Origin of the sequence: Aeromonas sp. QDB20 (assembly GCF_027707805.1) — a bacterium.
In the GTDB taxonomy this organism is placed as follows: domain Bacteria; phylum Pseudomonadota; class Gammaproteobacteria; order Enterobacterales; family Aeromonadaceae; genus Aeromonas; species Aeromonas dhakensis.
The window spans coordinates 75,277-93,865 of the sequence record NZ_JAPCJC010000017.1; the positions used below are offsets into that span (position 1 = coordinate 75,277).

Here is an 18,589-nt window from a genome sequence, read left to right on the forward strand (position 1 = left end):
GCCGCTTGAAGGAGACTCAGTGCATGCGGCTACTCACTCTTATCCTGCTCTTCCTGTTGGGAGGGCTTCAATACGACCTCTGGCTGGGGAAGAATGGCCTGTCTGACTATCGTGAGCTGTCCGATGCCATCACCCGGCAGCAGCAGGACAATCTGGTACTCAAGGATCGCAACAACCTGATTTATCGTGAGATTGATGACCTGACCTCGGGCCTGGAGGCTATCGAGGAGCTGTCGCGCAACGATCTTGGCTACATCAAGCAGGGCGAGACCTTCTACCGCATCATTCCCAAGGACAAAGACAAGGGCTCCAGTTCCGGAGACGCAGCCTACGATGACTGATCATCACAGCGGATTGACCGCCATCGTGCCGGCCGCCGGCATCGGCAGCCGGATGGGGGCAGAGCGCCCGAAACAGTATCTGCAGCTGGCGGGCATGGCCATTCTGGAGCACACCCTGATCCGGCTGCTCTCCCACCCGGCCATCGGTCAGGTCATAGTGGCGCTGGCTCCCCATGATCGCTGGTTTGACACCCTCCCGGTGGCGCAGGATGAGCGGATCCTGCGGGTCGAGGGGGGCGCCGAGCGCGCCTTCTCCGTGCTCAATGCGCTGCACGTGACGCAAGGGGAGTGGGTGCTGGTGCATGACGCCGCCCGCCCCTGCCTGACCCACGGCGATCTCGATCGACTCATCGCCACCGCCATGGCCTGTGGCGGAGCCATCCTCGGCAGCCGGGTGCGCGACACCATGAAGCGTTCCGACGCTGCCGGCAACATCCTCGCCACCGTCGAGCGCGAGGAGCTCTGGCATGCCCTGACTCCGCAGATGTTCCCCACCGGCCCCCTCAAGCGGGCGCTGGAGGAGGGGCTGGCACTGGGCGCCACCATCACGGATGAGGCCTCCGCCATGGAGCGGGCCGGCTTCCCGGTGCGAATGGTGGAAGGGCGGGCCGACAACATCAAGGTGACCCGGCCGGAGGATCTCTCCCTGGCGGGGCTCTATTTGCAGCAACAGGACGCGCGCCGGCCGGCGCGACCCGATTCACCCACAGAGGAGCTGGCATGATCCGGATTGGACATGGTTTTGATGTACACAAGTTTGGCGGGGTTGGCCCCTGCATGCTGGGCGGGGTGGCGGTGCCGTATGAACAGGGTCTGCTGGCTCACTCCGATGGTGACGTGGTGCTGCATGCGGTGAGCGATGCCCTGCTGGGGGCCATCGGCGCCGGCGACATCGGCCGCCATTTCCCCGATACCGCGGCCGAATTCAAGGGCATCGACAGCCGCATCCTGCTGCGGGACGTGTTTGCCCGGGTGCTGAAGGCGGGTTATGCCATCGGCAATCTGGATGTGACCATCATCGCCCAGGCGCCCAAGATGGCGCCCCACATCGACGCCATGTGCGCCGTGCTGGCCGCCGATCTGCAATGTGATTTGAACCGGGTGAACGTCAAGGCGACGACCACCGAACAGCTTGGATTCACGGGGCGCAAGGAAGGGATCGCCACCGAAGCCGTCGTCTTACTGGTGAAACAATAATGCTCGAACAACTGGCCTACCTGCACGGGGCGCCCACTGCCCGCGGCATCCTCAAGGCGCAAGCCGCCGACTTCGTGGTCAATGAAGATCTCGGGTTTGAACCCTGCGGCGAGGGTGAGCACATCTTCGTCCAGGTGCGCAAAACCGGCGAGAACACCGCTTGGGTGGCGGGCCTGCTGGCCGATGCGGCCGGGGTTGCCCGCAATGCGGTGACCTGGGCCGGGCTGAAAGATCGCCACGCGGTGACCGAACAGTGGTTCGGTATTCACCTGCCGGGCAAGGCAGAGCCTGATCTCTCCGTCATCGAGAGCGACAGCATCCAGATCCTGCAGGTGAAGCGCCACAACAAGAAGCTGCGAGTCGGCTATCTCAAGGGCAACCACTTCACCCTGCGCCTCACCGCGCTGGAGCAGGCCGACGGGCTGGAGTCCCGCCTGCAGGCCATCGCCGATCAGGGCGTGCCCAACTACTACGGCGAGCAGCGTTTCGGCCGCGGTGGCAACAATCTGGAGGCCGCCAAGGCGATGTTCGCCGGCAAGCGGATCAAGGATCGCAACAAGCGCTCCCTCTACCTCTCCGCCGCCCGCAGCATGCTGTTCAACGCCATCGTCAGCGCCCGCATCGAGCAGGGGCTGGCCCATCAGCTGCTGGCTGGCGACTGCGTGATGCTCAAAGGCAGCCACTCCATCTTCAGCGAAGAGAGCGTGACGCCCGAGCTGGAGGCGCGTCTCGCCTCTGGCGACGTGCAGCTCACCGCGCCCCAGTGGGGGCGTGGTCGCTCTGCCAGCCAGGGCGCCGCCGCCGAGTTCGAGCAGGCAGTGCTGGCGCCTTATCACGATTGGTGCGAGGGGCTGGAGAAGGCGGGGCTGGATCAGGATCGCCGTCCCTTACTGCTCAAGCCGCAGGCCATGAGCTGGCAGCTGGAGGGGGCCGTGTTGACCCTGTCGTTCTTCCTGCCGGCCGGGGCGTTTGCCACCAGCGTGGTGCGCGAGTTAATGCAGGCCGAAGAGGCCGATCATGGTTTCAGGAATCAGTCCGATGAGAATTCTGGTCAGTAATGACGACGGTGTGCATGCCGAGGGCATCCGTGCCCTCAGCGAGGCGCTGGCCGCCTGTGGCGAGGTCATCGTGGTGGCGCCGGATCGCAATCGCAGCGGGGCGAGTCACTCCCTGACGCTGGAAGTACCGCTGCGGGTCACCCGCATCGCCGAAACCGGATATCATGCGGTGAAGGGAACGCCGACCGATTGCGTGCACCTGGCCGTCAACGAGCTGGTGCGTCCGGAACCCGACATGGTGGTGGCCGGCATCAACCACGGTGCCAACCTGGGGGATGACGTCATCTACTCGGGCACGGTGGCGGCTGCGACCGAGGGGCGCCACCTTGGATTCCCCTCGCTGGCCATCTCGCTGGTAGGCAAGACCCATTTCTCCACGGCGGCCCACTACGCGGCCCTGCTGGTGAAAGGCATGATGGTGCACCCGTTGCCTGCCGATCAGATCCTCAACGTCAATGTGCCTGACCTGCCCCTCGATCAGATCAAGGGGATCAGGGTGACGCGCCTTGGCAACCGCCACCGGGCGGAGTCGGTGATCTGCACCGAGGATCCCCGCGGCCAGCCCATCTACTGGATCGGCCCCCCCGGCAGCCAGCAAGATGCGGGAGAAGGCACGGATTTCGCCGCCATCGAGCAGGGCTACGTCTCGATCACCCCCCTGACCATCGATATGACTGCCTACAGCAGTCTGGCAGGGCTGGGGGCTTGGTTGGACCTGCAGGGATGAAGGTGTGATAGTACAGCGCCTGTTAAACCAGCTGATCGCGCAGGACATTCGCGATTTCCGTGTACTCGCGGCGATTGCCAAGGTGCCGCGCCAGCTGTTCGTGGATGAAGCCATGGCCCACAAGGCCTGGGACAATACGGCCCTGCCCATCGGTCACGGCCAGACCATCTCGCAGCCCTACATGGTGGCGCGCATGACCGAGCTGCTGATCCAGAACAATCCGGCCCATGTGCTGGAGATTGGTACAGGATCGGGTTATCAGACGGCGGTGCTGGCTCATCTGGTGGAGCACGTCTACACGGTGGAGCGGATCAAGTCGCTGCAGTTTCAGGCCCGGCGCCGGCTGCGCCAGCTCGATCTGCACAATGTCTCCGCCAAGCACGGCAATGGCTGGCTGGGTTGGCCCAATAAAGGACCGTTTGACGCCATTCTGGTCACGGCGGCCGCCAGCGAGGTGCCGACGGCCCTCACCGACCAGCTGGCCGACGGTGGCAGGCTGGTGTTGCCGGTGGGGGATAGCCAGCAGACCCTGCAGCTGATCGAGCGGTCGGGCTCCCAGCTCACCAGCCGGATCCTGGAGCCGGTCCGTTTTGTTCCCCTGATTGACGGAGATGTCGAGTGAAGTTGTTTTCCCGCCTCTATGTGCTGGTGATGCAGTGGGCGCGCCACAAGTATGCCCCCTGGTATCTGGCGATCACCGCCTTCATCGAGTCGGTGTTCTGGCCCATCCCGGTGGATGTGATGCTGGCCCCCATGGCGCTCGGCAAACCCCGGCGGGCCTGGCACTATGCCGCGCTCGCCACCCTGTTTTCGGTACTGGGCGCCCTGGTGGGTTACCTGCTCGGCTATGCCCTGTGGGAGCCTGTCGTCCAGCCGCTGGTTGTGTCGGTCGGCTATGAGGAGAAGATTGCTGTGGCCGAACAGTGGTTTCAGCAGTGGGGTATCTGGGTGATTTTTATTGCCAGCTTCACGCCGATCCCCTACAAGGTGTTTACCGTCACGGCCGGTCTGCTGCAAATGGCACTGCTGCCCTTCATCGTGACCTCGCTGATCGGGCGTGGCATGCGCTTTTTCCTGGTGGCGGGTCTGATGCGCTGGGGTGGCGAAAAGATGGAGCGCAAGCTGATGCACTATGTGGATGTGCTGGGTTGGCTCTGTATTGGTTTGGCCGTCGTGGCCTATTTCTGGTTTAGTCGTTGAGGATCCACTATGCGTTCGCGTATTTGGCAAGGAAGCAGTGTCGTCGTGTTGTCATGGCTGTTGCTTGCTTGCGCTTCCAGCAAGACCGCCGCCCCCGTCCAGGGACTGGGCAATGACGGTCTTGTTTCCACCATTCCGGCGCGCCAGATGGCAGCCCAGCCCACCATTCAGGGCAACAGCTACACGGTGAAGAAAGGGGATACGCTCTACTCCATCGCCTTCAACTCGGGCAATGACGTGCCCTCGCTGGCCAGCCTCAATGGCATCAGTCCCCCCTACAACATCTATCCGGGTCAGCAGATCCGGCTCGACGCCTCCGGCAGCACCATGGCGGTGGCACGCAGCGCGGGCACCTATCAGGTTCGACCCGGTGATACCCTGAGCAGCATTGGTCGCCAGTTCGGCATGTCGAATCAGACCCTGGCCCAGAACAACAATCTGAGAGCCCCCTTTGCCCTTCAGGTGGGACAGGTGCTGAACGTGCAGTCCTCCGGGGCGAGCAGTGGTCAGATGGTGGCGGCGACTTCGCCGGTGACCGCTCCGGTGATCAGCCAGAGCAGTGGTCCCAAACCCCTGGCGCCGGCGACGTCAGGTACGACCACTCCGTTCATCAAACAAAAAACCGTTGCTCAGCCATCTTCAAAAGAATACGCTCAGGCAAAAGAACAAAAAAACGACAATAAGCCTCAGTCGAGACTTTCTTGGCACTGGCCGACCAAAGGCCGGATCGTCGAGGGTTTCTCTGTTGCAGAACAGGGGAACAAGGGCATAGATATCGCCGGCCAGAAGGGGCAACCCATCTACGCGGCGAGCGGCGGCAAGGTCGTCTATGCGGGTAGCGCACTAAGGGGTTATGGCAAGCTGATCATCCTCAAGCACGATGATGACTACCTTTCAGCCTACGCTCACAACGATGAGCTGCGGGTCAAGGAAGGGGATTCTGTGCAGGGCGGATCTGTCATTGCCAACATGGGTAGCACGGACGCGCCGGATGTGCGATTGCACTTTGAAATCCGGTACAGAGGCAAGTCGATCAACCCGATGAGCCATTTGCCAAAGCGTTAGACCCAGAGAGTTAAGTCTTACTCTGGTGCAGGTCAGGGAGACACGCCATGAGCCAAGAACAACTGGTAATGCAGGATGCAGAGTTAGAGTTCGACGAAGAGCTGGAGAGTCAGGAAGAAGAAGAGATACAGGAAGTTGCGGCCGAGGCCGAAGAGACGATTTCCGATGAGCTGATGGCACCTGAACTGAACAAGGTGATGGATGCCACCCAGCTCTATCTCGGGGAGATTGGCTTCTCCCCCTTGCTCACGGCTGAAGAGGAAGTCTATTATGCTCGCCGTGCCTTGCGGGGTGACAAAGCCGCCCGCAAGCGCATGATCGAGTCCAACCTGCGGCTGGTGGTCAAGATCGCCCGTCGTTACAACAACCGCGGCCTGGTGCTGCTGGATCTCATCGAAGAGGGCAACCTCGGTCTCATCCGCGCGGTCGAAAAATTCGATCCGGAGCGCGGCTTCCGCTTCTCCACCTATGCCACCTGGTGGATCCGCCAGACCATAGAGCGGGCCATCATGAACCAGACCCGTACCATTCGTCTGCCCATTCATGTGGTCAAGGAGTTAAACGTTTACCTGCGCACCGCGCGCGAACTCTCTCATCGCCTCGATCATGAACCGACCGCCGAGGACATTGCCCAGGCGCTCGATCGCTCGGTGGATGATGTGAACCGCATGCTCAAGCTCAACGAGAAGATCACCTCGGTCGATACCCCGATTGGTGGCGATCGCGACAAGGCGCTGCTGGATGTGCTCTCTGACGAGCGCGGCATGGGCCCGGAGCTGGAGTCCCAGGATGACGACATGCGCGCCAGCATAGTGCACTGGCTGGAAGAACTGAATCCCAAGCAGCGTGAGGTGCTGGCCCGTCGCTTCGGTCTGCTCGGCTATGAGCCGGCGACCCTGGAGGACGTGGGGGCCGAGATTGGCCTGACCCGGGAGCGGGTGCGCCAGATCCAGGTGGAGGGGCTGCGCCGTCTGCGGGAGATCCTGCTGGGGCAGGGGCTCTCCATCGAGGCGCTGTTTCGTACCAACTAGTGGTTGCAAAGAGTCTTGGCTGGTTGCCAGGCAAAACAAAAAGGGGCCCATGGCCCCTTTTTCATGTCGACTGGATCCACAGGATCAAACCGGATCCAGCGTATCCAGCGGCCAGCGCGGCACGGCCTTCACGGCCAGCGGCTCGAACACGCCCGCTTTCAGGCGCTGCATGCCGGCATAGGCGATCATGGCGCCGTTGTCGGTGCAATATTCGGTGCGTGGGTAGAAGACTTCCCCCTTGAGGCTCTCCATCAGCTCGGCCAGCTGGGCGCGCAGGTGACGGTTGGCGCTGACGCCGCCGGCGACCACCAGGCGATTGAGACCGGTCTCCTTCAGGGCGCGGCGACACTTGATGGCCAGCGTATCGACCACCGCATCCTCAAACGCCCGGGCGATGTCGGCACGGGTCTGCTCGTCGTCGCCATTGGCGGCGATGGTGTTGGCGGCAAAGGTCTTGAGGCCGGAGAAGCTCATGTCGAGCCCGGGGCGGTCGGTCATGGGACGTGGGAAGGTGAAGCGGTCCTTGAGGCCTTTCTCAGCCAAGCGGGAGAGCAGAGGACCACCAGGATAGTCCAGACCCATCAGCTTGGCGGTCTTGTCAAACGCCTCGCCTGCCGCATCGTCTATGGATTCCCCGAGCAGCTGGTAGCTGCCGATGCCATCGACCCGCACCAGCATGGAGTGGCCGCCAGAGACCAAGAGCGCCACAAAGGGGAACTCGGGGGCCTTCTCTTCCAGCATGGGCGCCAGCAGGTGGCCTTCCATGTGGTGCACGGCGATGGCCGGCTTGTTCCATGCCATGGCCAGTGAGCGGCCAATGGTGGCCCCCACCAGAATGGCGCCAACCAGACCCGGGCCCGCGGTATAGGCGATGCCGTCGATGTCATCCTTGCCCAGTCCGGCCTCTTGCAACGCCGCCTGGATCAAGGGGATCGTCTTGCGCACATGGTCCCGGCTGGCCAGCTCGGGAACGACGCCGCCGTAGTCCGCATGCAGCTTGACCTGGCTGTATAACTGGTGGGAAAGGATCCCTTTTTGATCGTCGAAGATCGCGATCCCGGTTTCATCACAGGATGTCTCTATGCCCAATACACGCATTGCTAAAAAATTTCACTGCTAAAATGAGACGGCTATGGTAACCTTCGCGGGTTTTTTAAACCAGAGCGATCTCTGCGGGTTTACTTTCATTCCCTGTCCAGAGTATAATTTCGCACCATTTTAAGACATGCTGATCGATTGAAGGTCAGCTAACAATTTATCACTGAGGTGAAAGGCACATGCCAGTAATCAAAGTCCGTGAAAATGAGCCGTTTGACGTTGCTCTGCGTCGCTTCAAGCGTTCTTGCGAAAAAGCCGGTATCCTGTCCGAAGTTCGTAGCCGTGAGTTCTACGAGAAGCCGACTACCATTCGCAAGCGTGCCAAAGCGTCCGCCGTTAAGCGTCACGCCAAGAAGCTGTCCCGCGAAAACGCACGTCGTATCCGCCTGTACTAATCAAGGGATCATGCCGTGTCTCTGAAGGATCAACTCAAGGATCAGCAAAAGCTCGCCATGCTTGCCAAAGACAAGCAGCGGTTGGGCGCGATCCGTCTGTTGATGGCTGAAATCAAGCAGCGTGAAGTTGACACCCGTGTCGAGCTCGATGATCAGGATATCCTCGCTGTGGTGACCAAGATGGTCAAACAGCGCCGTGATTCCATCAGTCAATTCGAGGCTGCCGGTCGCCAGGATCTCGCCGACAAAGAGTCCGCCGAGATCGTTGTGTTGCAGGAATTCCTGCCGCAACAGCTGACCGCAGCCGAGATTGCCGCACTGATTGAGCAAGCCATCGCTGAAAGTGGTGCTGCCGTCATGGCTGACATGGGCAAAGTCATGGCTGTCTTGAAGCCGAAAATTCAGGGGCGTGCCGATGTCGGCGCCGTCAGTGCGCAGGTGAAAACTCGCTTGGCGTAACAGGCAACTCTCTTGTTTGGTCAAAGAAGCCGTGCTTCCCTGGGAATGCGCGGCTTTTTTATTTTCTACGCAATGAAACAGGACGGTTATGGCAGGCAGGATCCCACAATCCTTTATCGATGATCTGCTGGTACGCACAGACATTGTCGAGTTGATCGACTCCCGTGTGCGACTGAAGAAAGCCGGTAAGAACTACCAGGCTTGCTGCCCTTTTCATAACGAAAAAAGCCCCTCGTTTACCGTCAGTCAGGAGAAGCAGTTCTATCACTGTTTCGGCTGCGGTGCCCACGGCAATGCCATCGGCTTTGTGATGGAGTACGACGGGCTCGAGTTTCCCGATGCCATCGAAGAGCTGGCCAGCCTGCATGGCATGCAGGTCCCCCGTGAGCAAACGGCGGGGGGAGCCAGCAATAGCCAACCGGCCGTCAGCAAGGATCTGTTCGAGCTGATGAACCAGATTGCGCGCTTCTACGAGAGCAATCTCAAGAACGCGCCGCAGGCGGTGGAGTATCTGAAAGGCAGAGGCCTGACTGGCGAGGTGGTCAAGCGCTTCAACATCGGGTATGCCCCCGGAGACTGGGATCAGGTGCGTCGCCGCTTTGGATCCAGCCGGGAACACGAGCAGTTGCTCATCTCGGGCGGCATGCTGATCCCGCGTGACAGCGGCCCGGGCAGCTATGACCGCTTCCGCGATCGCATCATGTTCCCTATCCGCGACAAGCGCGGCCGGGTCATCGGCTTCGGTGGCCGGGTGTTGGGGGATGGCACGCCCAAGTATCTTAACTCTCCCGAAACGCCCATCTTCCACAAGGGACGGGAGCTGTTCGGTCTCTACGAAGTCAAGCAGGCGCACAAGGATCCGCGTCGGATCCTGGTGGTGGAGGGCTATATGGATGTGGTGGCGCTCGGCCAGTACGACATCGATTATGCGGTGGCGGCGCTGGGAACCGCGACCACCAGCGACCATATCCATACCCTGTTTCGCACCACGGCCGAGGTGGTCTGCTGTTACGACGGCGACAATGCCGGCCGTGAGGCGGCCTGGCGGGCATTGGATAACGCGCTGTCCCATCTGCAGGATGGCCGTGAGCTCAAGTTCGTCTTTCTGCCGGACGGCGAGGATCCCGATTCCCTGGTGCGCCAGATCGGCAAGGAGGGGTTCGAAGCGCTGCTCGACCAGGCTCAGCCGTTTGCCGACTTCATGTTCGAACGTCTCGGGCGCGATGCGGCCCTCTCGGGTGAGGCGGGCAAGTTCGAAGTGGCCAACAAGGCCGCCGAGCTGATCCGCCGGGTGCCGGAAGGCTTTACCCGCGAGGGGTTGATTACCCGCCTCTCCAGCATGATGCGCTGGGGCGAAAACAAGCAGCGGATCGCCGAACTGTTTGCCCGCAACAGCCAGCCGAAGGCTGAGGTGAGCAAGCCCAAGGCGGCCAAGTTGACACCACTGCGCCGGGCGTTGGCCCTGATGGTGCAATATCCGGCGATCACCGCCGAACTGCCGGCCATGCCTGAGCTGGCTGGGCTTCGTCTGCAGGGGATCCAGTTTCTGCTGCAACTGCATCAGCAGATCCTGACTCAACCTGGGGTGACAACGGGTATCCTGCTGGAACACTGGCGCGGTACCAAAGAGGGAGAGATCCTGGCCCAGCTGGCGATGCACGATCTGTTTGAAGAGGTAAAGCTCGACCAGGAGCCCGATATTCTGGGAGAATTGCAGGATACTTTCGTCGGTTTCATCAACCTGTTCCTGAAGCAGCGCATCGAGGAATTGCAGGCCAAGGTGGCGCAGGAAGGGCTAAGCTCTGAGGAAACTCAGGAGCTGATGATGCTGATCAGAGAGGTGCAGATTGAGAAAAGAAATGAGAGTGGGGCTTGATATTTGAGTGATTAACCCCAATATGAATACCGTTGCCCGAATGGACGGGATTAAAAGCAAACATTTTATAACCGCCTGGCCCCGACAATACTGCGGGCAGGGGTTTCTCATGACCGACGCCGCAACCAGACATAGCATGTCTGGCGGTTTTCTATTAGAATTGGCTATTTGCGCAGCAGCGCACTGTACGCGCAACCTAGCAACACCAACCGGATGAGTTCTATGGAGCAAACCCCGCAGTCTCAGCTTAAACTCCTCGTTGCCAAAGGTAAAGAACAGGGCTACCTGACCTATGCCGAGGTGAACGATCACCTCCCGCAAGACATTGTCGACTCTGACCAGATCGAAGACATCATCCAGATGATCAACGACATGGGTATCCAGGTGGTGGAAAACGCCCCGGATGCCGATGATCTTATCATGGCTGAAGGTGGTACCGCCGATGAGGACGCTGCCGAAGCAGCGGCCCAGGCTCTGGCATCTGTTGAATCCGAGATTGGTCGCACGACCGATCCCGTCCGCATGTACATGCGGGAAATGGGTACCGTCGAACTGCTGACCCGCGAAGGCGAAATCGATATCGCCAAGCGGATCGAAGACGGTATCAACCAGGTACAAAGCTCCGTCGCCGAGTACCCGGAAGCGATTACCTATCTGCTTGAACAATATGACAAGTATGAAGCCGAACAGCTGCGCCTGTCCGACATCATCTCCGGCTTCATCGATCCCAACGAGACCGACGACGTCGCACCGACCGCCACTCACATCGGCTCCGAGCTCAGCGAGGAAGATCTGGCTGACGAGGATGAAGATGAAGACGAAGACGAAGATGGTGATGGTGATGACTCCGACGATGATGGCGACGGTGGTCCGGATCCGGAAGTTGCTCGCGAGAAGTTCGGTGAGCTGCGCGCCCAGTACGAGGTAACCCGCCTCTCCATTCAGCAGAATGGCCGCGCGCACGAAGATACCCAGAATGCCATCGCCCAGCTGGCCGACGTGTTCCGTCAATTCCGCCTGATGCCCAAGCAGTTCGATCGCCTGGTCAACAACATGCGCGAGATGATGGAGCGGGTTCGCGTGCAGGAGCGCATCATCATGAAACTCTGCGTTGAGCAGGCCAAGATGCCGAAGAAGACCTTCGTCGCGGCCTTCACCAACAACGAGTGCGAAACTGCCTGGTTCGAATACCAGAAGCAGGCTGGCAAGGCATGGTCTCCCCGTCTGGTGGAGATGGACGAAGACGTGCTGCGCGCCATCGGCAAGCTGCAGCAGATCGAGGAAGAGACCGGTCTGTCCATCGCCCAGATCAAGGACATCAACCGTCGCATGAGCATCGGTGAGGCCAAGGCCCGCCGCGCCAAGAAAGAGATGGTTGAGGCCAACCTGCGTCTGGTTATCTCCATTGCCAAGAAGTACACCAACCGTGGTCTGCAGTTCCTGGATCTGATCCAGGAAGGCAACATCGGTCTGATGAAGGCGGTCGACAAGTTCGAATACCGTCGTGGCTACAAGTTCTCGACCTACGCCACCTGGTGGATCCGTCAGGCCATTACCCGCTCCATCGCGGATCAGGCCCGTACCATCCGTATCCCGGTGCACATGATCGAGACCATCAACAAGCTCAACCGTATCTCCCGTCAGATGCTGCAGGAGATGGGGCGCGAACCGAACCCGGAAGAGCTGGCCATGCGCATGGGCATGCCGGAAGACAAGATCCGCAAGGTATTGAAAATCGCCAAAGAGCCCATCTCCATGGAGACGCCTATCGGTGATGATGAAGACTCCCACTTGGGCGACTTCATCGAAGATACCACCCTGGCCCTGCCAGCCGATGCGGCCACCAGCGAGAGCCTGCGCAACGCGACCCGCGAAGTGCTGGCCGGTCTGACCGCTCGTGAGGCCAAGGTACTGCGCATGCGTTTCGGTATCGACATGAACACTGACCACACCCTCGAGGAAGTGGGCAAGCAGTTCGACGTGACCCGTGAGCGTATCCGTCAGATCGAAGCCAAGGCACTGCGCAAGCTGCGCCATCCGAGCCGCTCCGAAGTGCTGCGCAGCTTCCTGGACGAATAATCCCGGACGTTCCAACCCGGAACAGCAGCCCAAAAGCCCCGCCATGCGGGGCTTTGTTTTATCCGTGGCGATGGGGCGCTGACGATGAACCACGGAACCGCTTGAATATGGATGAAATCTCGCCAAGTGGTTGATATGCCTATGGACTGGCTAACGGACATCCCCTATAATCCACGCCGCAAAAGCACATTTCGGCCCCTTAGCTCAGTTGGTTAGAGCAGTCGACTCATAATCGATTGGTCGCCCGTTCTTATGTAAACCATGATTTCAGTGCATGCTTAAAGAAGTAGTACGAGTCAAGTAAAGCTATGATTTTTAAGGCAGTTGAGTTCAGTTGCTTTAAAAATATGTGCTAGTAAAATGGTGCATAGATGAAACGGCCCCATAGCTCAGTGGTTAGAGCAGTCGACTCATAAGAAATTGTGACCTGTGTCAGTAATGACATACGGAAAAATCGGATGAATTGCTGGAAAGCTAAAAGATAGCGATATCTCATGCCAATCAGCAGCCAAGCTCTTCAAGCGTGGAGAGAAGGTTCAGAGACTAGATGGTTCAGCACGACCTTGCTGTGTAATACATCACTAGCGTCCGACATCCTATCGCTCTGCGAGGATGATGATATAGTCCAGGCCTTTACGAAAGTATCGGGTTAACTGAATCGATTGGTCGTCCGTTCAAGTCGGACTGGGGCCACCACTTTCCAAGCTGTATGTCGCTGTCAAAACCCCGCATACAGCTGTATTGTTAGCAAGACGCAACCTTTCGTTTGAAGTGCGTCACAGGCCTTCATGAAGAAGGCCGCATCCCAAACACCTTCAATATCCTCTCAACAGCCGCCAGCCTGCCTTGTAACTCCCAACTCTCCTCAACTACATCACTGATAGCTTTGCCTATTGCAGGTTCCAGAAAAGGAAAGTCTATGAGCAACACACCAAGTTCATCGCGCATCGCGTCTTGCTTCTCTAATTGAAGGCGATAGTTTTGGGCTCTCGCATCCAACTCATCCAAAACAGCACTATTCAATTTCATATCTTTTTCCTGTTTCAGTTCCGTCACCAGAGCCTCTGGCCCAATAAATTCCTCCTTGAAATGCACTTCATCGAACTTGGGAGTCTTGATGAAATGAGAAAAGCGCCTCCCATCGTCAACGTGCTTTCTCTTTAGAAGACCCAAACGGACTAATTTGATTAGGTTCCAATAAATAATGTCATAACGCTTCCTATGTACCTTCGATTCAGCCTTGGCACCAAAAACAGCAGTTACGCACCCAGTCGCAGTGAAATCGTTCAGCTGCAATCGAATTAGTGCTGTGTAGAGTGCGGTTGGTAACCATACAGCCTGGGAGTCCATAAGTCGCCCTCAGTCTCGAAAGACAAAAATCAGTAGGAATTAAAATTAGGCCGCGGATTATAGTCCCTAGTTGTAGATCAGACAACCTAGAAAATAATATTATGAACCTACTGTGTTACCCATAGGCCCTATTGGGGCCTAGGCCAAAGGCTTAAATATTTTTCTGGAAAATAATTGTTTATATATAAATAAATAGATTTATAAACAAATTTGCTTATGTAATTCTCACTATCATACGGGTATAAATCTCAATTGTTTTGATACTGGCTTTGACCCCACGACCGGAAGAGTCCAGTTCTACGGCCTGGTCTCCGGTTTCAGACGCTGGTTTGTTCTTCAACACTACAAGCGCTTTGCCTACAAACCATTTTTGACCGTCATTGAACTCAGCTATCCATTCCAAGGGGAACTAAAGTGAGCGCAGCAGTGAAGACAGAGAGAACATGGGTATTCGTGTTGTTCATGCTCTATCACCTCTTGAATGCATCGATCCTGTTCATTCAGCCTGTCTATGACTGGTTTAACGATGAATACTCACTGACTGGCCTATATGTACTGCTGATGCCCTATCTCTGGGGTTTGATAACAATACTGGGTGCGATTTTGTTCTTGTCAGATCGCTCTTGGAAATACCTAGCAGGCAATCTACTCGGTGGTTCAATTCTTCTCTTCTGGTGGCTTAGACTGGCATCCCAATATTAGTGAGTATCGTCAGGCATATGAATGAGCAGACCAGGCGGCATCTGCTTGGGCGTGGCTTCATGCAGCGCAAGCTGCAAGCTCACAAGAACCATTCGAAACGAAAACGAGCTCCCGCCTTGTCTATCTACTGGTTGCTGTAGCGCCACACAGCAGCAATAAATCCAGCTTTTCGTTAGCTCTGGTCTGAGATTTTTCAGCCTGGAGCAGCCCCCTCATTACCGGCTCTTATGGTGAGCAGCATGTGATATATTCGGCTCTAAAAGTGAGCCGAATGATGGGCTGGGTCGGTTCATTATTGAGACCTTAGCACGTTGGATGAGGAAATAATGGAACCACTTTGGATTTGGCAACAAGCCGACTGGCCCCATTTTCGTTGGCAGGATAGCGAGATATTGCCCAGATTACGGCACGTTCAACACAGGTTGGGGATCCTAATAGGTAATCATTCCAGGTTGGGGAACTCCGACCAAGCGTTAGATACGTTACTGGCTAACATCATCTCCTCATCCGCTATTGAGGGTGAGCGTCTCAATGCCCAATCCGTGCGATCTTCCCTGGCTAGGCGGTTAGGGAGCTCACAAACTCAGTCCTATCCAGTATCAGAGCGCTCAGAGGGGCTCGCGGCCATGATGTTGGATGCCATCGACAATCATGAACAACCACTGAGTATAGAACGCCTTTACCAATGGCATCGTTGGCTGTTCCCCGTCAACGAATGGTCGGTGCAGCCAGTGAATGTAGGACAGTTGCGAGGAGATGAGCCGATGCAGGTTGTCTCTGGGCGTGTTGATCGCCCCATCGTGTATTTTGAGGCACCGCCCAGAGCAACTCTGGACGATCAACTGGCTGCGTTCATCCTGTGGTTTAATCAGACTCAGAGTGATCCTGTGGTGGACCCGCTTCTTCGTGCGGCGATTTGCCATCTCTGGTTTTTGACCCTTCATCCCGTTGATGATGGCAATGGGCGGTTAGCGCGGGCACTGACCGATCTCGCGTTGTCACAGGCTGACTGCCACAGCATCCGGCTGTATGCCATGTCAGCTGCTATTCTTGGACGGCGGGCAGACTACTATCGGGCACTGGAGTCAGCACAGAAAGGCTCGCTGGATATTACCTCCTGGATCTGTTGGTTTCTCGACACACTGGATTTCTCCATAGAGCTGGCATTACAAAGTATCGCCCGTAGCCTTGCCAAGGCATCTTTCTGGCAGCGGCACTGTCATGACGGCCTGAGCCCAGAGCAAACCAAAGTGATTAACCGCCTACTGGATGGCGGCGAACAGGGTTTTGAAAATGGCATCAGTGCCAGTCAATATCAAAAAGTCGCCGGAGTCAGTAAGCCCACGGCTACACGGCATCTGGCGGAGTTGGTGGATAGGGGGTGCATTGAGAAATTACCTGGTGGCGGACGCAGTACACGCTATCAGATCCACTTGCACACCGAGGGTGTTTGAAAAAACATCGCTATGGGGCGTTAATTTCATTTGGTAGATGAGATCTGCGATTAACGAACCAATGAAGCTCTTTAATTAAATATTGACGCCATGATGAGTGCCGTCAGGCATATGAACGAATAGATTTAACCGACAGTCATGGCTCTCAACTAATCTTTTGAGTGATAACAAACTATCGAGAACATCGGGATCTATTGCAGGAACATCACCAGGCCCGAGATTTGAAAGCAGTTTGGTCACACTGAGACGTACCAGTTGCTCTTCGGCCAGCGCCTTGGCTCTCTGGACAACCTCGGGTGATTCGGATGAAATCATATCCTCCAATGTCCTCCCCATACGGTGCTCCTACTACAGATAGAATTAAAGGCCCACGCCGAGCAGGCATGGGCTCTCAGCATTAGATCAAGAAGTCATCCAGTGCTTTTCCAGCCGCAACTGCTTCTGCGATGGCCTTGGGCATGCGGCCCTGGCCAGTCCATGTCTTCTCCTGACCGCCTTCGGTGTACTTGTATTTTGCAGGACGGGGAGCGCGTTTGGCTTTGACTGAACCCTCGGATTTCGCCGGAGCGGCAGTGCCAACCAGCTCACTCGGATCGATGCCAGCGTCTCTCAGCATCTCGGTAAACTCAGCCAGCTTTTGTAGGCGTTCTGCTGACTCTGCTCTGATTTTGCTCTCTTGCTGCTCACGTTCGGCATAGATTTCGTCAAATTTTTGTTTAGCCTCAACCAACTGCTCATAAGACAGCTCACGCAGTACAGCTCGCAGACTACGAATATTCATCAGTGTTTTCAAAAAATCATTCATTGATAGCCTCATGTATCACATTTTTATATCAGGAAAATTATCTCTCAATCCCAGCATCAGCTCCACTATTTTTGGCACCAAGATGATTCGAAAATTAGCATCTTTTAAAAATCGTGAGCTAAATTGTGTTTGGATCTGCTTAGTGGCCTAGTTCCAATCTGCTATGAAACTATGTAGCCAAAAATTAAATCTAGGTGGTAGTGAGCGTAGAGACCACCTCACCAGATGAGCCGATGAAGGATCTTGATCGGCTCACGAAATGAGCCGATCAACTAATATGATCGGCTCATAGTATGAGTCGATGATACCAATATGCTATTTCGCTCAATCTGGGTTGTGAGGGGATTTACTTTTCTTACTCAACTAAATACGCCCAAATGTATCTGAATTTGCAGCCTCATCGTCAAACATATGATGCCCGCGATGCATCTCCCTCACTGTTGCAAGTGTACCGAAAAAACACATTTCACACAGATGCACCTGGTAACGTTCACCATCATGATGCTGGGAACCATAGCCAAAATCTGCTGACAGGCAGCCATATTCATTGGTTCCAAAAGTTGTTTTTGTACTACAACCACAGGCATCACAGAGGACATCAACTACCTGTTCTGTTGGCACAATTCCTTTTACGAGCATGCTAAGCTCCTAATCAGATGAGAATAGGTGTTATCATACGCGGACTGACTATATATGGTGCAACCTGTTTTTGGTTACTTTTTGGTATCCATGCGAATAAGGGTTTTCACCTCAACAACAGTGGCTCCGATAGGAACACATATCGAACTCAATAACTCACCATTTTCAGTCCTGGTAACCTCGGGATCTCCCTTGTACCAACACCATTCTCGGCCAGTTTTTGTGTCGGCTGCCTCTAAGATGCCACAACGATAATCAAAATTGATGGTCACTGAATGTTCTCTCGGCTAGTTAGCTTGGTTATATCATAGTAAATATATGAGAACTAAAGTCTCATACAGAGCCCAGATAGAATTATGCCCAGAGATTCACAAAAAGTTGATGCTGCCCGCGTGGGGCGCTTCAACCTCTGCATCCAGTGCCTCATCCAACATTGTTCTCAGACACATCGCCACCGCCGCACTGAACAGATAGGATGAGGTAATCGCTTATTGCAATTTCAGTGGAGATGTCCCTATGTCCTATGCTGCTTATCATCCTGGCGAGACAGTAGCTTCTGCCAATGATGTCTTTAGCTCCCTTAGCATACCGATTGACTCATTAGGGGCGCATCTATGGATCGTGGCTGGCGTAGCTCCTAGCATCATTCATCGAGTAGCTGAATTGATGAGTACAGATGTGGGCTTGATATGCCGCTTAGCAGGCATAAGCCGGAGCATAGTTGCCCGCAAACTCAAGATGGGGGCTCCCCTATCAACCTCTCAGGGCACCAAGGTATACGGCGTTGTGCAGGCTCTCGATGCGGCACTATCCCTCAACAAGAACGATACTGCCAAGGCGTTGTCATGGCTAAACAGACCAGCCTGGGGCCTCGGTGGCGTGGCTCCAGCCACATTGCTGAATACACCGATGGGGGTTCAGGCGGTTGTAGATCTGGTGGGGCGGATTGAGCATGGGGTGTGCCAATGACTGGTCACTGTAATGGAGGTATTACGCCGAAGGCGGCGGCTAAAAAAACAGCAAAACAATGTTTTTTCGGGAATTCAGATAATAAGTGCGACACTCATGGATGAATGGCGAGAGGTGGCCAACTGCTGATTGGTGGTACCCTTC

General features: G+C 56.3%; 21 protein-coding genes and 1 pseudogene. 17 read left to right on the forward strand and 5 right to left on the reverse strand.

Annotation, left to right across the window (positions count from 1 at the left end; genetic code table 11):
- Window positions 1-23: 23 nt before the first annotated feature.
- Genes ftsB through rpoS form a run of 9 tightly spaced genes read left to right on the forward strand, consistent with a single transcriptional unit; the run spans window position 24 to window position 6,619 of the window.
- Window positions 24-341 carry a cell division protein FtsB gene (gene ftsB / locus PG897_RS17340; RefSeq protein WP_005309428.1) on the forward strand — a complete coding sequence of 106 codons (318 nt, stop codon included), beginning with the start codon at window positions 24-26 and terminating at the stop codon, window positions 339-341.
- Entirely contained in the window at window positions 334-1,065 is a 732-nt protein-coding gene (gene ispD / locus PG897_RS17345; RefSeq protein ID WP_043170416.1) for a 2-C-methyl-D-erythritol 4-phosphate cytidylyltransferase, read from the forward strand. Before ftsB ends, ispD begins: the two co-directional genes overlap by 8 nt.
- Window positions 1,062-1,538 (forward strand): 2-C-methyl-D-erythritol 2,4-cyclodiphosphate synthase, encoded by a 477-nt coding sequence (gene ispF / locus PG897_RS17350; protein ID WP_017764741.1) that lies wholly within the window; start codon window positions 1,062-1,064, stop codon window positions 1,536-1,538. Before ispD ends, ispF begins: the two co-directional genes overlap by 4 nt.
- On the forward strand, window positions 1,538-2,596 hold the full coding sequence (truD, locus tag PG897_RS17355; RefSeq protein WP_201881385.1) for a tRNA pseudouridine(13) synthase TruD: 1,059 nt from the start codon (window positions 1,538-1,540) through the stop codon (window positions 2,594-2,596). The genes ispF and truD overlap by 1 nt, the downstream gene beginning before the upstream one ends.
- Window positions 2,577-3,323: a 5'/3'-nucleotidase SurE gene (gene surE / locus PG897_RS17360; protein ID WP_043170413.1), complete on the forward strand. Its 747-nt coding sequence runs from the start codon at window positions 2,577-2,579 to the stop codon at window positions 3,321-3,323. Before truD ends, surE begins: the two co-directional genes overlap by 20 nt.
- 4 nt (window positions 3,324-3,327) lie before the next feature.
- On the forward strand, window positions 3,328-3,945 hold the full coding sequence (locus PG897_RS17365; RefSeq protein ID WP_005309437.1) for a protein-L-isoaspartate(D-aspartate) O-methyltransferase: 618 nt from the start codon (window positions 3,328-3,330) through the stop codon (window positions 3,943-3,945).
- Entirely contained in the window at window positions 3,942-4,523 is a 582-nt protein-coding gene (locus tag PG897_RS17370; protein ID WP_043170411.1) for a YqaA family protein, read from the forward strand. The genes PG897_RS17365 and PG897_RS17370 overlap by 4 nt, the downstream gene beginning before the upstream one ends.
- Before the next feature lie 9 nt (window positions 4,524-4,532).
- On the forward strand, window positions 4,533-5,588 hold the full coding sequence (locus tag PG897_RS17375) for a peptidoglycan DD-metalloendopeptidase family protein (RefSeq protein ID WP_043170409.1): 1,056 nt from the start codon (window positions 4,533-4,535) through the stop codon (window positions 5,586-5,588).
- Window positions 5,589-5,635: 47 nt separating this feature from the next.
- Window positions 5,636-6,619 carry an RNA polymerase sigma factor RpoS gene (gene rpoS / locus PG897_RS17380; protein WP_005309444.1) on the forward strand — a complete coding sequence of 328 codons (984 nt, stop codon included), beginning with the start codon at window positions 5,636-5,638 and terminating at the stop codon, window positions 6,617-6,619.
- Between the two features lie 84 nt (window positions 6,620-6,703).
- Here the strand turns inward: rpoS and tsaD are convergent, their stop codons facing one another.
- Window positions 6,704-7,717 (reverse strand): tRNA (adenosine(37)-N6)-threonylcarbamoyltransferase complex transferase subunit TsaD, encoded by a 1,014-nt coding sequence (gene tsaD, locus PG897_RS17385; protein WP_043170407.1) that lies wholly within the window; start codon window positions 7,715-7,717, stop codon window positions 6,704-6,706.
- Window positions 7,718-7,896: 179 nt separating this feature from the next.
- Here tsaD and rpsU point away from each other — a divergent pair, with 179 nt between their 5' ends.
- The 4 genes from rpsU to rpoD all read left to right on the forward strand — a co-directional run bounded on the left by rpsU (window position 7,897) and on the right by rpoD (window position 12,526).
- Window positions 7,897-8,112 carry a 30S ribosomal protein S21 gene (gene rpsU / locus PG897_RS17390; protein ID WP_005309452.1) on the forward strand — a complete coding sequence of 72 codons (216 nt, stop codon included), beginning with the start codon at window positions 7,897-7,899 and terminating at the stop codon, window positions 8,110-8,112.
- A gap of 15 nt (window positions 8,113-8,127) precedes the next feature.
- Window positions 8,128-8,571, forward strand: coding sequence for a GatB/YqeY domain-containing protein (locus PG897_RS17395; protein ID WP_017764737.1), 444 nt, complete (start codon window positions 8,128-8,130; stop codon window positions 8,569-8,571).
- Window positions 8,572-8,659: 88 nt separating this feature from the next.
- Window positions 8,660-10,447, forward strand: a complete 1,788-nt coding sequence (dnaG, locus tag PG897_RS17400) for a DNA primase (protein WP_017764736.1) — start codon at window positions 8,660-8,662, stop codon at window positions 10,445-10,447.
- Window positions 10,448-10,630: 183 nt separating this feature from the next.
- Window positions 10,631-12,526 (forward strand): RNA polymerase sigma factor RpoD, encoded by a 1,896-nt coding sequence (gene rpoD / locus PG897_RS17405; protein WP_264082799.1) that lies wholly within the window; start codon window positions 10,631-10,633, stop codon window positions 12,524-12,526.
- A 786-nt stretch (window positions 12,527-13,312) separates the two neighbouring features.
- Here rpoD and PG897_RS17410 read toward each other — a convergent pair.
- Window positions 13,313-13,876, reverse strand: a complete 564-nt coding sequence (locus PG897_RS17410) for a hypothetical protein (RefSeq protein WP_270829209.1) — start codon at window positions 13,874-13,876, stop codon at window positions 13,313-13,315.
- A 241-nt stretch (window positions 13,877-14,117) separates the two neighbouring features.
- On the opposite strand from PG897_RS17410, the gene PG897_RS17415 reads away from it, so the two are divergent.
- The 3 genes and pseudogenes from PG897_RS17415 to PG897_RS17425 all read left to right on the forward strand — a co-directional run bounded on the left by PG897_RS17415 (window position 14,118) and on the right by PG897_RS17425 (window position 16,032).
- Entirely contained in the window at window positions 14,118-14,294 is a 177-nt protein-coding gene (locus PG897_RS17415) for a DUF3289 family protein (protein ID WP_270829214.1), read from the forward strand.
- Window positions 14,295-14,904: 610 nt separating this feature from the next.
- Window positions 14,905-15,138 (forward strand): annotated as a pseudogene (locus PG897_RS17420) (DUF4172 domain-containing protein); the annotation flags it as partial.
- A 66-nt stretch (window positions 15,139-15,204) separates the two neighbouring features.
- Entirely contained in the window at window positions 15,205-16,032 is an 828-nt protein-coding gene (locus tag PG897_RS17425; protein WP_270829215.1) for a Fic family protein, read from the forward strand.
- Window positions 16,033-16,107: 75 nt separating this feature from the next.
- On the opposite strand, the gene PG897_RS17430 is transcribed toward PG897_RS17425, so the two are convergent.
- The 3 genes from PG897_RS17430 to PG897_RS17440 all read right to left on the reverse strand — a co-directional run bounded on the left by PG897_RS17430 (window position 16,108) and on the right by PG897_RS17440 (window position 17,476).
- Window positions 16,108-16,368, reverse strand: coding sequence for a hypothetical protein (locus PG897_RS17430; RefSeq protein WP_270829210.1), 261 nt, complete (start codon window positions 16,366-16,368; stop codon window positions 16,108-16,110).
- A gap of 61 nt (window positions 16,369-16,429) precedes the next feature.
- The gene (locus tag PG897_RS17435; RefSeq protein WP_270829211.1) at window positions 16,430-16,837 is read right to left on the reverse strand and encodes an H-NS family histone-like protein; all 408 of its coding nucleotides are present in this window, start codon (window positions 16,835-16,837) and stop codon (window positions 16,430-16,432) included.
- Window positions 16,838-17,200: 363 nt separating this feature from the next.
- The gene (locus PG897_RS17440; RefSeq protein WP_270829212.1) at window positions 17,201-17,476 is read right to left on the reverse strand and encodes a hypothetical protein; all 276 of its coding nucleotides are present in this window, start codon (window positions 17,474-17,476) and stop codon (window positions 17,201-17,203) included.
- 516 nt (window positions 17,477-17,992) lie between these two features.
- On the opposite strand from PG897_RS17440, the gene PG897_RS17445 reads away from it, so the two are divergent.
- Complete coding sequence (locus tag PG897_RS17445; protein ID WP_270829213.1) at window positions 17,993-18,445, forward strand: antitoxin Xre/MbcA/ParS toxin-binding domain-containing protein; 453 nt, start codon at window positions 17,993-17,995, stop codon at window positions 18,443-18,445.
- Window positions 18,446-18,589 lie beyond the last annotated feature (144 nt).